Source organism: Streptomyces sp. NPDC057302, from assembly GCF_042667685.1.
In the GTDB taxonomy this organism is placed as follows: Bacteria; Actinomycetota; Actinomycetes; order Streptomycetales; family Streptomycetaceae; genus Streptomyces.
In genome coordinates this window covers 72,027-85,256 of sequence record NZ_JBHUZJ010000016.1, presented here as the reverse complement: position 1 = coordinate 85,256, position 13,230 = coordinate 72,027, and the positions used below count along the sequence as shown (strand labels likewise).

Sequence of the window (13,230 nt, the reverse complement as noted above, 5' to 3'; positions counted from 1 at the left end):
GCCGCCCCGCCCCTCCGTCACACGCGCTCCGCGTCCACCGTCGTCAGCCGTTCGTACCCGCCCGCCACGAACAGCGCGGGAAGCGGGGCGATCAGCGCCGCGTCGACGCCACCCGAAGCCCCGGTCAGGAGACCGAGGTTGGCACACACCGAGACGATCAGTACGACGAGGCCCACGCAGGCCGTCAGCGGGCCGCGACCACCCGCCGGGCGGGCATGCCTCTGCGGTCGCGCCGGAAGAACCCGTACACCGCGAGGGCGGCGAGCGTGAGATGGGTGGGGTCACGCGGGTACTCCCGAGATCAGGTTCCGGAGAGGCTCAGGGCGCCGGCGGGCGTCAGCGAGCGTCGGCGGGCGTCAGAGGCCGCGCGCCGGGTCGGCCAGCGTCTCCCAGAACATCGCCTCGTAGCGCTGCAGCAGCTTCCCGTAGCGCAGGGCCGTCCCTGTCGCGTCGAGACCCCGGCCCATGCCCGCGCGCACCGCGGCGAGGGCCTGCCGCTCCAGGTCGGGCGCGGGCTCGGCGAAGAAGGCGAAGAACCCGCAGGCCTCCTCGCTGAAGCCGTAGTGGGCGGGAAGGGCGTGGGTGAGCGTCGCGCAATAGGCGCCCCAGGCCGCGAAGTTGGCGGTCAGGGCGAGGACCACGTCGGCGGGAGCGCCGTTGAGGGCGAGCCAGGCCACGTACGCCGGATAGGCCTGGCAGCCCGCGCGCGGCTCGTACGCGTCGGCGCCGGTCTTGTCCACGCCACATGCGGCGACCAGGGCGTCGAGCCGGTCGAAGGCGAGCGTCTCGCCTTCGGCGAGGGTGCGGAAGAAGGCCGCGCACTCGGCTTCCCCCGCGGCGGCCGAGCGTTCGGCCAGGTGCAGGAAGGAGCGGCGGTCGGCGGGGATCACGGAGCGCTGCTCCAGAGCGAGAGCGGTGATCGCGGAACGGTTCGCGGTGCCGTCCGCGAGGCGCGGGACGAGCGGGTTGGCCGCCGGGTCAGGGGCGAGCTGCGCCACCACGCCGTCGAGCAGTTCCTGTGCGGTCCGTGTCATCGTCCGACCTTCCTGCGCGCCTGCTAGTTTCTACACTGCTGTAGAAACAAGAAACCAACGTACGGAGCTCTCATGGCCCTGTGGGACCGCGTCAAGGAATCCGCATCGACGATGCAGACCCAGCTCATGGCGAAGAAGAACGACCTCAAGAGCGGCGCCTTCCGCGACTCCAGTATGGCGATGTGCGCCCTCGTGGCAGCCGCGGACGGCTCCATCGACCCCTCCGAGCGACAGCGCGTGGCTCAACTCATCGCCACCAACGAGGTGCTGCAGAACTTCCCCGCCGACGATCTGCGGCGCCGCTTCGACGACTACCTCGACAAGCTGACGTCCGACTTCGACTTCGGAAAGGTCAGCGTGTTGCAGGAGGTCGCCAAGGCGAAGAAGAAGCCCGCAGAGGCGCGGGCCGTGATCCAGATCGGCATCGTCATCGGCGGCGCGGACGGCGACTTCGACCCGACCGAGCGGGCCGTCGTGCGCGAGGCGTGCTTCGCGCTTGACCTGCCGCCGCACGAGTTCGACCTCTGATCCACCGCAGGCTGCAGGCCGCAGGGCTCGCGGCCGTTCGCCGCGGGCCCCTGCGTCCCGCCCGTCACGCCCCGCCCGTCATGCCCCGCCCGTCGACCCCATGAGCCCGCGCAGCAGCCGCTCGTCGTCGGGCGAGAGCGTGGTGACGAAGCTGGCGAGGACGGCGCCCCGGTCGCACTCGCCGTCGAGCACCTCGCGCATCCGCAGCGCGGCGAGCCCCGCCCCGCCGGCGGCCGAACTCCACTCGAACGACCGGCCCACGCGCTCTCGCGTGACGGCGCCCTTGGCGAGCAGCCGGGTCAGGATCGTCATCACCGTGGTGTAGGCGAGCCCTCCGCCGATACGTTCCTGCACCCAGGACGCGTTCACGGGCCGCGCCGCGCCGTGCAGCGTCCCGAGCACCTGCGCCTCCAACTCGCCCTGCCCGCGCCGCCGGAGGCGGGGCTGTCGCGCGTCGCGGTCCTGCCGCTCCATTCCGCGCCCCTCTCTTGACTGCGCTCTTGACGGCCCCTAGAGGAGCGCCACATCGTAACGGGACGCGGCAACGGGACGAAGTACCGGGACGTGGCACCCCGGCAATTTCTACAGTGCTGTAGATTTTAACCTCCGGCCCTGACCACGGCCGGTACGCACTTCACCTCAGGACTTCAGGAGGACATCGTGGGAGTTTCCCTGGCCAAGGGCGGCAATGTCTCGCTCAGCAAGGAGGCCCCCGGCCTCACCGCCATCCTGGTCGGCCTGGGCTGGGACGTCCGCACGACCACCGGCACGGACTACGACCTGGACGCGAGCGCACTGCTCTGCGACGACTCGGGCAAGGTCGTCTCCGACGAGCACTTCATCTTCTACAACCAGCTCAAGAGCCCCGACGGTTCGGTCGAGCACACCGGCGACAACCTCACCGGCGAGGGCGAGGGCGACGACGAGGCCGTGAAGGTGAACCTCGCGGCGGTCCCCGCCACCATCACGAAGATCGTCTTCCCGGTCTCCATCCACGACGCCGAGAACCGCGGCCAGAGCTTCGGCCAGGTCCGCAACGCCTTCATCCGCGTGGTCAACCAGGCGGACAACGCGGAGATCGCCCGCTACGACCTCTCCGAGGACGCGTCGACCGAGACCGCCATGGTCTTCGGCGAGCTCTACCGCCACGGCACGGAGTGGAAATTCCGCGCGGTCGGCCAGGGTTATGCCAGTGGGCTGCGCGGCATCGCGTCGGATTTCGGCGTGAACGTCTGACGTACGCGTAGCCATCCGACCATCGGCGGCAGAAGGAGCGGGACGTGTACGGCGATCCGGCAACAGTGCGCAAGATCCTGACGGAGCTCGGGGACACCTGGGCGGTCGTGGGCCTGTCCACGAACGAGGAACGAGCGGCGTACGGGGTGGCGGGCGTCCTGCAGCGCTACGGGAAGCGCGTCGTCCCGATCCACCCGAAGGCCGAGACGGTGCACGGCGAGAAGGGCTACCCGTCCCTCTCCGCCGTGCCCTTCAAGATCGACGTCGTGGACGTCTTCCTCAACAGCGCCCTCGCGGGCAACGCCGCCGACGAAGCCATCGCGATCGGCGCGCAGGCGGTCTGGTTCCAGCTGGGCGTCGTCGACGAGAAGGCGTACGAGCGGACGCGGACCGCGGGCCTGGAGATGGTGATGGACCGCTGCCCGGCGATCGAACTGCCCATGCTGCGCTAGCCGGCCGGGGGCGCTGCGGCAGCCGGTCTAACCCACCCGCCGCAGCGCCCTCTCCCGCCGCGCCGCCACGCTGGAGCCCGACTCCCCGCGTGCCATGCGGCGCAGTACGACCGGGGCCACGAGCAGGCCGAGCACGGCCCAGGCGCCCAGCATCCCGGCCGTCTCCCAGTGCCGCCAGGAGTCGGCGATCTCGATGCCCGCCGCGCTGTCCGGCAGCAGGGCCGAGCGCATGCCCAGGCCCAGCCAGTAGACGGGGAACGCCTGCGCGATCCATTGCAGCCAGTCCGGCATCGCGGTGACCGGGTAGAAGATGCCGGAGATCGCGATCATGCCGAGGACCGGCAGCTGGATCAGGCCCTGGCTGCGCGCGCTGGTGAACACCGAGCCGAGGACCGCGCCGATGGGCAGGGTGGCGACCATGCCCAGGAGCAGGACCCAGGTCAGCGTCGCCCAGGAGCCGGGGCCGCCGATCGCGAGGCCCCCGACGACGAGCATCCCGGGGATCAGCAGGATCGCCAGGTCGGCGAGCAGGCCGCCCGCCACGGAGACGACCTTGCCGATGAGGTAGCCCGGCATTCCGTTCGGCGTCGCCTTGGCGCGCAGCAGGGTGCCGTCCTCGCGTTCGGCGGTGAGCGCCTGGCTCATGCTGACCATGCCCATCGCGGCGTTCATGCCGAGGATGCTCGGCAGGGCGAGGGTGCCCAGCAGGATGCCGCTCGTGCCGAACGCCGTGTCCCGCATGAAGAACATGACGGTCAGCATCAGCACCGGCCACAGCAGGTGCGAGAGCACGTCGCCGCCGTTGGTGAACGACTGGCGCAGTTCGATCAGGCCACGGCTCCAGCCCGCGCGCAGCGCCATGCCCGTCGCGCTTCCTGGCGCGTTCCCCGTCGCATCTCCTGTCGCATCTCCTGTCGCGTTCACAGGGTCACCGCCGTCCGCGTCCGGTGCGCCTCGCAGTCGCCCTGCTGTCGTACGAGCGCCAGATAGGTGTCCTCCAACGAGGCCCGGCGGACCTCCAGTTCGGCCACCGCCTCGCCGTGTTCGCGGAGCAACTCACGGACGAACGCCGTCGATTCGGTCGTCGACCTCACGAAGTGCCGTCCGCCGCACGTCCAGCGCACCTCGTCCTGCCCCGCGATCCGCCGTGCCAGGTCGTCCGCGGAGCCGTCCGCGATGATCCGTCCCCCGGCCAGGATCATGATGCGGTCGGCGAGCTTGCCCGCTTCGTGCAGGTCGTGCGTGGTCAGCAGGATCGTGGTCTCGTGATCGTCGGCGAGGCGGTGGACGAGTTCGTGGAACTCCTGGCGGGCCTCGGGGTCGAAGCCCGCGGTGGGCTCGTCCAGGAAGAGGAGTTCCGGGCGGCCCACGATGCCGATCGCCACGTCGAGCCTGCGTCGCTGTCCGCCGGACAGCGTCTTGATCTTCTTGCCCCCGTGCGCGCTCAGGCCGACCGCCGCCATGAGTTCGCCGGTGTCCCACGGGCGCCGGATCGTGCCGGTGGAGTAGGGGGCGTAGTACGTCCCGAGGTGCGCGAGCAGTTCACGCACCCGCCACTTGCCGTGGTCGCGCCAGGACTGCAGGACGACCCCGATGCGGGCGCGCCACGCCTCGGTGCCGAGCGCGGGGTCCGTGCCGAGCACGTGGACCCGGCCCGCCGAGCGCATCCGGAAGCCTTCCATGATCTCGATGGTCGTGGTCTTGCCCGCCCCGTTCGGCCCGAGCAGGGCGACCACTTCGCCGTGCCGGGCCTGGAACGTCACGTCGCGCAGCACGTCGGCCGCGCCGTATCGCATGCGCAGCCCCTCGACATCGAGCACGACGTCCTCGCTCGTCGTCGTCACGTCAACTCCTCGCCTCATCCGTCCAGATGTCGGCGAAGCTACGTTGCGTTCAGCGGGCCATCAATGAATAACTGACCAGGAAGGCCTCTCTGGTAGGGGATTTCGAGGATCTGTTGCAATGAACTTGCCGATGAACGCAAGGAGGCCCCCGCGCATGCCGGGTGGCAGGCTGACCCACGAGGACCGGCAGTCCATCGGCGCGGGCCTCGCCGAAGGACTGAAGTACACCGAGATCGCCAGGAGCCTGGGCCGGCCTACGTCGACCATCAGCCGCGAGGTGATCCGCAACGGCGGGCCCCAGGCGTACCGCGTCGACCACGCCCACCTCGCCACCGGGCGACGCGCCAGGCGGCGCAGACGGATCCCGCGCAGCGAACCGGCCACGCCCACCGACGCGTACGGACGCGACCCCGGCGCCGTGGACGACTTCGCCGAGCAGCTCGCGGCGCTCATGGTCAGGACCGGGGTGCCCCGGATGGCCGCGCGGGTGCTCGCCCGCCTGATCACCGACGACTCCGGCAGCCTCACCGCCGCGGACCTCGTGCGGCGCCTGCGGGTCAGCCCCGCGTCGGTCTCCAAGGCCGTGGGGTATCTGGAGGGCCTCGAGGTGATCGGCCGCGTGCGCGAACCGGGACACCGCCGCGAGCGGTACGTCATCGACGACGGCGTCTGGCTCCGCGCGTGGACGACGAGCGCCCAGAAGCACTCGATGTGGGCGCAGACCGCACAGCGGGGAGTCGACGTCCTGGACGCGGCGACGCCCGCGGGATCCCGGCTCGCCCACATGAGCCAGTTCTTCGCGACCCTCAGCGACGACATGAGCGGCGGCACCCGAACCGTCGACGACGCACTGACCGTCCTGGCCGCACTACGGCACGCGGGCACCCCACTGACGGAGGACCACCTGGCCACGGCACTGGGCTGGCCCCTGAACCGGGTCACCGACGCCTTGGCCCACGCCGGACGGGCCCGACTCACCCCGGCACAGCGCAAGGCCCTGGCCTAGCACTGTGCCGGGGCACGACCGCACGACGCTCGTGCCTTCCCCGGCCCGGACGGGGCGGCCGTCACGTCGTGCGTGCGGGGGCCGCTACGGAATGTCCGCGCGGAACTTCTTCGTCAGGTCGGCGCCCCGGATCACGTCGCCCGAGTGGTACTTGAGTCCCCAGGCGTCGATCACCGAGCCGTCGCCGAACATGCAGGCGGAGACGACGTTCGAGGGGTTGGTCTCGCCCTTCTTGGCCCAGCCTCCGCCGTCCGTCGGCTTCGGGCCGTACAGGGCGGTGCCGTTGATGGACTTGCAGTAGCCGAGGGACGGGTTGCCGGGGTGGCCGCCCGGGTCGGCGGGCTTGTGGACGTAGGCGAGCGCGGCCAGCGTGGGCTTGTCGGCGGCGAGGGTGTCGGCGCCGATCATGAGCTTGGTGCCGTCCTTGGCGGTGAAGACGCACATCTCGCGTTGGCCGCCGAGCCGGACGATCTGCGTCCCGGTCTTGGTGTAGTACGGGACCTGCTGCTGCGCACTGCCGCCCTGCTTCTTGCACCAAGTGGCGTCGGCGGACGCCCGCTTGGCGGCGGGGCCCGCAGCGGGCGCGGCGGGGCTGTCGGCGGCGTTGGCCGCAACGGCACTGCCCGAGAGCAGCAACGCGACGCCCACGCAGAGGGCTTGGGAACGCTTCACGATTCCTCCAGAGAGGGACACAGGGGACGGCGGCCGTGATCGGCAATATCTTCGGGAGGCTTTCCCCGCAGGTCAACGCGTTCTGGTGGGCTCGCGGACGGCTGGGCGAAGTCGACGCGATCGGGGGCGCGGCACCCGTCTGACATGCCACGACGAGGGGCGTGATCCGGCCAGTAATGCGCCGGTAACAGGCCGGTGGAGGCGGGCGGTTAGAGTGACTGCCCTCATGGGCGCAACGAGAGGGACGATCGGAACGGGCGGCACGGTCGGAACAGACGGCACGGTCGGCACGGTCGGAACGGGCGGCACGGCACACGCGTACGACCCTCAGGGGAGCCCCGGCACCTCTCCCCCCGTGCTCCGCGTCCGGCTGCTCGGCGGCTTCGCGGCGGAGCGGACCGACGGGGTGCAGCCCGCCGAGCGGTGGCCGCGTCCCGGCGCCCGGACGCTGGTGAAGCTGCTCGCCCTTGCCCCCGGACACCAGCTGCACCGCGAGCACATCATGGCGGCATGCTGGCCGCACGCCGAACTCCCGTCCGCCCAGCGGAACTTGCGGGTGGCGGTACACGCGGCCCGGCACGCCCTCGAGCCCGAACTGACCCCCCGGTCGGCATCCTCGTACCTGGTGACCGACGGGGCCCTGCTGCGCCTGGCCCCGGGCTCGGTCCAGGTCGACACGGACCACGCGGAGTCCCTGGCCGAGAGCGCGCTGTCCGGCGGGGAAGCTCTCCAACTGGCCGCCGCTCTGGCCACGTTCACCGGAGAGCTGCTGCCCGAGGACCGCTACGCCCCCTGGGCCGAACCGCACCGCACCCGCCTCACCGAACTGCGCGGCCGGGTCGCGCTCGCCCTCGCGGAAGCGCAGCTCGCGGCGGGCGACGCACCGGAGGCCTGCGCGACCGCGCGCCTCCTCCTGGAGTCCGCCCCCGCCGACGAACGGGCCCACCGCGTGCTGATCAGGGCCTGGCTGCGGCAGGGCATGCGCCGCGCCGCGATCCAGCAGTACGAGCGGTGCGCGGCGGCCCTCGACGCCGCCGACCCGGGAGCGCGTCCGGGCCCCGAGACGGTGCGGCTCCACCGCGCGGCGCTCGACCGGCCGACGGAGCCCGAGGCGGACGCGGCCCGGGTGCGTGTGGATCTGGCCCGCACGCTGGAGCGCTCGGGCCGATACGCCGAGGCGATCCGGGTCCTGCGGGAGGCCCTCGCCGCGTACGAACTCCAACGCAGCGCTGCGGCCTGCACGTTGACGGCCACCCGCCTCGCGGAAATCCTTGCCCACACCGCGACACCGCGAGAGGCCCGTACCCTCCTCGACGCACACCCGCCGGGCCCGGAAGCCGCCGCGGACGTGCGGGCGGCGCACCGCATGGCGGAGTCGATGATCCTCTTCCACGAGGGGCGGTACGAGGCCGGGCTCGCGACGGCTCGCGCCGCTCAGGTGGACCTCGGGCCGGACGGGGGCGCCGCCACGCTCCTCGCGCGATGCCTCGCCCAACAGGCCATCTGTCACGGCCTGTTGGGACACCACGAGGACGCCATCGCGCCCGCCGAACAGGCGCTCGCTCCGGCCGAGGAGTCCGGAGATCCCGCCCTCCTCGCCACGGTCCTGTCCGTCCTGCGCGAGAACGCGCGCCGCGCGGGTCAGCATCGCAAGGCGCTGGACCACGGGCGGCGCGCCCTCACCCTGGCCGAGCAGGCCGGGCGGCCCACGGCCACCGCGTTCGAGCGCGCGAACCTCGCCGAGATCCATCTGCTGCTCGGCGAGGTGGACGAGGCGGAGCAACTGGCGGGCGCGGCCGTCGCGCTCGCCGAGCCGTTCGGCGGCACGGTCCTCGCCTTCGCGCTCACGGCACTGGCCCGGGTGCGGACGGCCGCCGCCCCGGACCGCGCCCACGCTCTCCTCGACCGGGCCGAGCGCTGCGCCGCCGACGGCGGGCACCAACAGGCCGTGGACGAGGTGCGGGCGGCGCGCGCGGAGCTTGCCGCCCGGACCGACCGACGGACCGACGGACCGACGGGTTGACGGGTTGACGGGTTGACGGGTTGACGGACCGACGGCCGCCCGGCGTCACCACCGGGCGGCCGCTTGGCGCGTCAGGCCGCGGCGCCCACCAGCGCGGGGCGCTCGGCGTCCCGCAGCCGCTCCATCAGGGAGATGCGGGCCCGCGCCACCCGCGAGCGGACCGTGCCCACCGGGCAGCCGGTGAGCAGCGCGGCCTCCGCGTAGGGCAGACCGAGCAGCTGGGTCAGGACGAAGGCCTCACGGCGCTCGTCCGGCAGCGTCGCGAGGAGGTCGGCGAGGACCACCCCGTCGTCGAAGCCCGGCAGACCCCTCGGCTGGGCCCGCTCCGCGGCGGACTGCCAGTCGTCCGTGTCGCAGAGACGGGGCCGGGCCGCGGCGTGCCGCAAGCTGTCGATCACCGCGCGCCGGGCGATGGACAGCAGCCACGTACGGGCGGACGAGCGCCCTTCGAAGCGGTGCAGGCTGCCGAGGGCCCGCAGGAACGTGTCCTGCGTCAGGTCGTCGGCGGCCTGCGGATCACCGCCGAGGTACGTCACGTACCGGCGGACGTCGCGATGCAGGGCGCGTACGAAGTGCTCCACCGCTTCGGGGTCTCCGGCGCGGGCGGCGAGGGCCCAGGCCGTTATCGACTCGTCGGGTGAGCTGGGCAGGGCAGGAATGATCACCTGGTGTCCTTCTCGGGAGTCCGGACCCGGGTACGCGGTTCGCGGTTCGCGCGATGCGCACTGAGCGCTCCGCCATGCGGTGCGTCCGTGCGTACGGCGGGTCCGGTGAGGGGGGTACGGCCGTGCGCGAGAGTGCGTACGGCCGATGCCCGAGCCGCGGGGCCGCGCGACGAAGCGCACGGGAACGGCGTCGGGGAACCAGCTGTCAGGCGACAGCGGTCCCAGCGGGCGGACCCCGAGAAGTGATGGCGTGCACGAGGAGCAACTGCCGCGGCCTGCCCGCCGCCCGGTGGCGTTGGCGCCGGATGCGGGGACGGTGGGCGGGCGCGGGCAGCGCGAGAGGCACCCGCAGCGGGGCGACGAGCCACCCGGCGAAGGCGCGCGCGATACGGAAGGCCGCGCGTTCGCCGTGCGCGAGCCAGAGGCCGCAGAGGAGCGCGGCGAGAAGGTGGGCGGCGAGCATGCCGGTGGGCGACATGCCGCTCATGTCGTGACCGCCGCCCATGTGATCCATGTGCTCCATGGAGGACCCCGCCGACGGGGTGGCGGGCGCGGCGGGCATGGGCATCGCCCCCGACGCGATTCCTGACGCCGGTCCTGACGCCGATCCCGACGCGGGCGTCGGCGCGGACATGGCCGAACCCTGCCGCCTGCCCATGGATTCGGCGCCCATCGGCGCCGCGCAGAGCATGTGCTGAATCCAGCGCCGCACGAGCGAGACTCCACCCGCGGGCTGCGCGGCGGCCTGCGCCAGGGAGAACCCGGAGTGCAGCGCGGCCTGCGCGGCCACCGTCACGGAGACGACCAGCGGCAGTCCCCGCTCGCGCCCGGCGAGCACCCACGCCGTGCAGCCGACGCCGAAGGCTCCCGCCCCCAGCGTCCACGGGGGCACCGAGGCGCCCGACATGAGCACGTGCCCCAGGGCAGCGAGCAGTACACAGGCGGCGGTGAACACCGCGGCCCGTCCCGCTCGAGAACACCACCCAGCAGTCATGGCGGGGCCATCCTTGCACTCGCGTCACCCGTTTCACGGACTGGTACGCGAAATAGACCCACCCTGCTCACTCACGGCCCGAAGGCCGCTCTCCCGTCACACATGCGGCTGTCCCGCACCCGACGCTTGACCTGAACCAAGCTTCAGGTACGAGGCTGACGCCATGAACAGGACATCGGGAGCAACCGCCACCACCGAGGCCGCAGTCGACTGGCTGACCCGGCACGCCGACCCCATCAACTCCTTCGACACGCGTGCCGAGTCGGACGATCTGCGCCCGCTGGCCGAGGCGGTGGCGGGTGCCGAGATCGTCGCGCTCGGCGTGGGGTCCCGTGCCACGCATGAGCTGTCCGCCGTCCAGCATCGGATCCTGCGGCTCCTGGTCGAGGAGCAGGGATTCCGGTCGCTTCTCCTCGAAGGGGACGATCCGGTCCGGCTCGGTCTCGACGCGTACGTCCTGACCGGGGCGGGCGATCCGGAAGCCCTGCTCTCCGAGGCCCGTTCCTTCTGGCGGACCGGGGAGATCCTCGGCGTACTGCGCTGGATGCGCGCCCACAACGAACGCGATCCGCACGACCCCGTCCACCTGGCCGCCCTCTCCTCACAGGCGCCGCCGCCCGGCGCCGGCCTGGCGGAGATCGAGCGGCGCCTGGCCGACGACGCGATCCGGTGGCATGAGAACACCCGCCACAAGACCGTCTACTGGGGCGGCCTCGTCCACACGGCCGTCGGCGACCCCCGGACGGTGTCGTCCCCGGAGCCCGAGACCCACCGCAACGCGGGCGGCCACCTGCGCGAGCACTTCGGCGACGGCTACGCGTCCATCGGGCTGACGTTCCACCACGGCGCCGACCACCCCGTCCCGCCCGCCGGGTTCTCCGAAGCGGCCCTCGGCGCGGCGGACCTGCCCGCGTACTTCCTCGACCTGCGCGCGCCACGCCCCGCGGACGTCGACGCCTGGTTCGGCGCCCCGGCGACGACCCGCGTCGTCGGCCCCTTCTACGACGCGCGCGAGGACGCCGACCACCACCTGTCCGGCGGCTCCCTCACGGAGTGGTTCGACGCCGTGGTGCATGTCCGCGAGGTGACACCGGCCAGGCCGCTCCACGGCCGACCCGGCCGACGGGTTCAGACATGAGCGGGCATCTCATGGGCGCCGATGACCGCTTGGGCCTCGGCGGCCAACTCCCGGCGGTCCGAGCCGAGCAGCGGCGCATGCGCGGTGACCCGCACGGCCAGCCCCCGGGCGCGGGCGACCCGGTGCAGCGAGGCCCCGAAGCTCTCGTCGCCGAGGAAGGCGGCCGTGGTGCTGCGGGTGCCGTGCTGGTAGTAGCGGATGGTCACAGGCCGCACGGGCGCGCCCGCGTCGGCCGCCGCCTGGAAGGTGGCCCGGCGGAACCGGCCGCCGGGCACGGAGCACCAGGTCGTCGCCTGCGGGAAGACGAGAACGGAGCGGCCCGACCTCAGGGCCGACGCCACATCGGCGACGGTGGTGGGCAGTTGGCGCAGCCCGTCGCGGTCGATGAACTGGGACCCGGCCCGCCGGGCGAGTGTGCCGACGACCGGCCACTGGCCCACCTCCCTCTTGGCGAGAACCGTCACGGGCTCGACGGCGAGCAGGCTGACGACGTCGAGCCAGGAGATGTGATTGGCGACGATGAGGGTGCCGGGACGGGTCCGGCGGGACTCGGGAGGAGTCCCGTTCACCGTTCGCACCGTCAGCGTCTTTGGCTCCTCCTCAAGGCGGACACCGAGCGCGCCCAGGATCCCCCGGGCCCGCGCCCGCAGCGCGTGGGGCTCGGCGAGCCGTTCGCCCTGCGCCACGCCGAGGCCGATCTCGTACGACAACGCGGCGTACCGCCGGGCCAGTTCGGCGGGCGGCACCCGCGACGCCGAGCCCGTGACGCAGGCCGGGGTGCACGGCGCGGCCCGGTCTCCGGCGGGGCTCATCGCGTCTCGCCGAGGAAGTAGCGGCGGTAGCGGTCGCCGAGCCGGTCCATGTCGAGGAGGACGAAGAAGTCCGCGACGTCGAACTCGGGGTCGTGCGCGGGCGCCCCGCACATCCACGCGCCGAGGCGGAGGTAGCCCCTCAGGAGCGGCGGCAGATCGGCATAGGTCGGCCGGTCCACCGTCGGCATGGTGGGCACCCACGGGCGCCTGGGCTGGACCCGCAGCTCGGGCGGCGAGGCGTGCTTGGACGTGCCGAGCAGCCAGGCGCTGGAGGCCGCCTTGCCGCCGTCGGAGAGCGGGACCGAGGCGCAGCCCGCCAGATAGCGGTGTCCGGAGAGCAGGACGTAGCGGGCGAGCGCCGACCACATCAGGTTGATCACCGCGCCGGAGCGGTGGTCCGGGTGCACGCAGGAGCGGCCCGCCTCGATCGTGGAGGACCGCAGCCCGGCCAGCGCGCGCAGGTCGAACTCGCTGTCGGAGTAGGACCGCTCGGTCCGCCCGGGAGGCAGCAGACGGTAGGTGCCGACGACCTCGCCGGTGGCGGTGTCGGTGACGATCAGGTGGTCCACGAGGTCGTCGTAGGGGTCGATGTCGTGGCCGGGCAGGGAGGTGTGGAGCGTGGCACCCAACTCCTCGCCGAAGACGCGGTGGCGCAGGCGCTGCGCGGCCCGGATCTGCTCCTCGGAGTCGGCGATGGAGGTGACGTACGAGCTGGATACGACGGATGCGGTGGATGCCGAGGGGGATGTCGAGGGCATGACAGTTCCGGTCTCCGTTCGGGGAGGTGGGGACGTCGACGACGAAGGAGAGGGAGAGGGGAGAGGGG

Annotated in this window: 16 protein-coding genes; 6 read left to right on the top strand and 10 right to left on the bottom strand. The window is 72.6% G+C overall.

All coding sequences use genetic code 11. From position 1 onward, the window contains the following. Nucleotides 1–17: 17 nt before the first annotated feature. Nucleotides 18–176: a hypothetical protein gene (locus tag ACFUPX_RS14745; RefSeq protein WP_383320936.1), complete on the bottom strand. Its 159-nt coding sequence runs from the start codon at nt 174–176 to the stop codon at nt 18–20. Between the two features lie 180 nt (nt 177–356). Continuing rightward, nucleotides 357–1,034, bottom strand: coding sequence for a transcriptional regulator (locus tag ACFUPX_RS14740; protein ID WP_383320934.1), 678 nt, complete (start codon nt 1,032–1,034; stop codon nt 357–359). Between the two features lie 72 nt (nt 1,035–1,106). Here ACFUPX_RS14740 and ACFUPX_RS14735 point away from each other — a divergent pair, with 72 nt between their 5' ends. Continuing rightward, complete coding sequence (locus ACFUPX_RS14735) at nt 1,107–1,562, top strand: tellurite resistance TerB family protein (RefSeq protein WP_383320932.1); 456 nt, start codon at nt 1,107–1,109, stop codon at nt 1,560–1,562. Between the two features lie 78 nt (nt 1,563–1,640). Here ACFUPX_RS14735 and ACFUPX_RS14730 read toward each other — a convergent pair whose 3' ends face one another. After that, nucleotides 1,641–2,036, bottom strand: coding sequence for a BlaI/MecI/CopY family transcriptional regulator (locus ACFUPX_RS14730; protein ID WP_383320931.1), 396 nt, complete (start codon nt 2,034–2,036; stop codon nt 1,641–1,643). A 186-nt stretch (nt 2,037–2,222) separates the two neighbouring features. On the opposite strand from ACFUPX_RS14730, the gene ACFUPX_RS14725 reads away from it, so the two are divergent. Both ACFUPX_RS14725 and ACFUPX_RS14720 read left to right on the top strand, forming a co-directional pair. Then, nucleotides 2,223–2,798 carry a TerD family protein gene (locus ACFUPX_RS14725; protein WP_383320929.1) on the top strand — a complete coding sequence of 192 codons (576 nt, stop codon included), beginning with the start codon at nt 2,223–2,225 and terminating at the stop codon, nt 2,796–2,798. Between the two features lie 44 nt (nt 2,799–2,842). After that, on the top strand, nt 2,843–3,250 hold the full coding sequence (locus ACFUPX_RS14720; protein WP_383320927.1) for a CoA-binding protein: 408 nt from the start codon (nt 2,843–2,845) through the stop codon (nt 3,248–3,250). A 27-nt stretch (nt 3,251–3,277) separates the two neighbouring features. On the opposite strand, the gene ACFUPX_RS14715 is transcribed toward ACFUPX_RS14720, so the two are convergent. Both ACFUPX_RS14715 and ACFUPX_RS14710 read right to left on the bottom strand, forming a co-directional pair. Then, the gene (locus tag ACFUPX_RS14715; protein ID WP_383320926.1) at nt 3,278–4,111 is read right to left on the bottom strand and encodes an ABC transporter permease; all 834 of its coding nucleotides are present in this window, start codon (nt 4,109–4,111) and stop codon (nt 3,278–3,280) included. 59 nt (nt 4,112–4,170) lie between these two features. After that, on the bottom strand, nt 4,171–5,046 hold the full coding sequence (locus ACFUPX_RS14710) for an ABC transporter ATP-binding protein (RefSeq protein ID WP_383321073.1): 876 nt from the start codon (nt 5,044–5,046) through the stop codon (nt 4,171–4,173). A 202-nt stretch (nt 5,047–5,248) separates the two neighbouring features. Between ACFUPX_RS14710 and ACFUPX_RS14705 the strand changes: the two genes are divergently transcribed. Continuing rightward, nucleotides 5,249–6,100, top strand: a complete 852-nt coding sequence (locus ACFUPX_RS14705; protein WP_383320924.1) for a MarR family transcriptional regulator — start codon at nt 5,249–5,251, stop codon at nt 6,098–6,100. Between the two features lie 84 nt (nt 6,101–6,184). On the opposite strand, the gene ACFUPX_RS14700 is transcribed toward ACFUPX_RS14705, so the two are convergent. After that, nucleotides 6,185–6,772: a hypothetical protein gene (locus tag ACFUPX_RS14700; protein WP_383320923.1), complete on the bottom strand. Its 588-nt coding sequence runs from the start codon at nt 6,770–6,772 to the stop codon at nt 6,185–6,187. Nucleotides 6,773–6,998: 226 nt separating this feature from the next. Here ACFUPX_RS14700 and ACFUPX_RS14695 point away from each other — a divergent pair, with 226 nt between their 5' ends. Next, complete coding sequence (locus ACFUPX_RS14695) at nt 6,999–8,795, top strand: BTAD domain-containing putative transcriptional regulator (RefSeq protein ID WP_383320921.1); 1,797 nt, start codon at nt 6,999–7,001, stop codon at nt 8,793–8,795. Nucleotides 8,796–8,866: 71 nt separating this feature from the next. On the opposite strand, the gene ACFUPX_RS14690 is transcribed toward ACFUPX_RS14695, so the two are convergent. Further along, nucleotides 8,867–9,460: a sigma-70 family RNA polymerase sigma factor gene (locus ACFUPX_RS14690; protein WP_383320919.1), complete on the bottom strand. Its 594-nt coding sequence runs from the start codon at nt 9,458–9,460 to the stop codon at nt 8,867–8,869. Nucleotides 9,461–9,665: 205 nt separating this feature from the next. Continuing rightward, nucleotides 9,666–10,454 carry a hypothetical protein gene (locus ACFUPX_RS14685; RefSeq protein ID WP_383320918.1) on the bottom strand — a complete coding sequence of 263 codons (789 nt, stop codon included), beginning with the start codon at nt 10,452–10,454 and terminating at the stop codon, nt 9,666–9,668. A 163-nt stretch (nt 10,455–10,617) separates the two neighbouring features. Between ACFUPX_RS14685 and ACFUPX_RS14680 the strand changes: the two genes are divergently transcribed. Further along, nucleotides 10,618–11,592, top strand: coding sequence for an erythromycin esterase family protein (locus ACFUPX_RS14680; protein ID WP_383320916.1), 975 nt, complete (start codon nt 10,618–10,620; stop codon nt 11,590–11,592). Here ACFUPX_RS14680 and ACFUPX_RS14675 read toward each other — a convergent pair. Then, a complete protein-coding gene (locus ACFUPX_RS14675) occupies nt 11,583–12,404 on the bottom strand; it encodes a lysophospholipid acyltransferase family protein (RefSeq protein WP_383320914.1) in 822 nt (273 codons plus the stop codon). The two genes, ACFUPX_RS14680 and ACFUPX_RS14675, sit on opposite strands and share 10 nt — an antisense overlap. Beyond that, complete coding sequence (locus ACFUPX_RS14670; RefSeq protein WP_383320912.1) at nt 12,401–13,162, bottom strand: GNAT family N-acetyltransferase; 762 nt, start codon at nt 13,160–13,162, stop codon at nt 12,401–12,403. The genes ACFUPX_RS14675 and ACFUPX_RS14670 overlap by 4 nt, the downstream gene beginning before the upstream one ends. Nucleotides 13,163–13,230 lie beyond the last annotated feature (68 nt).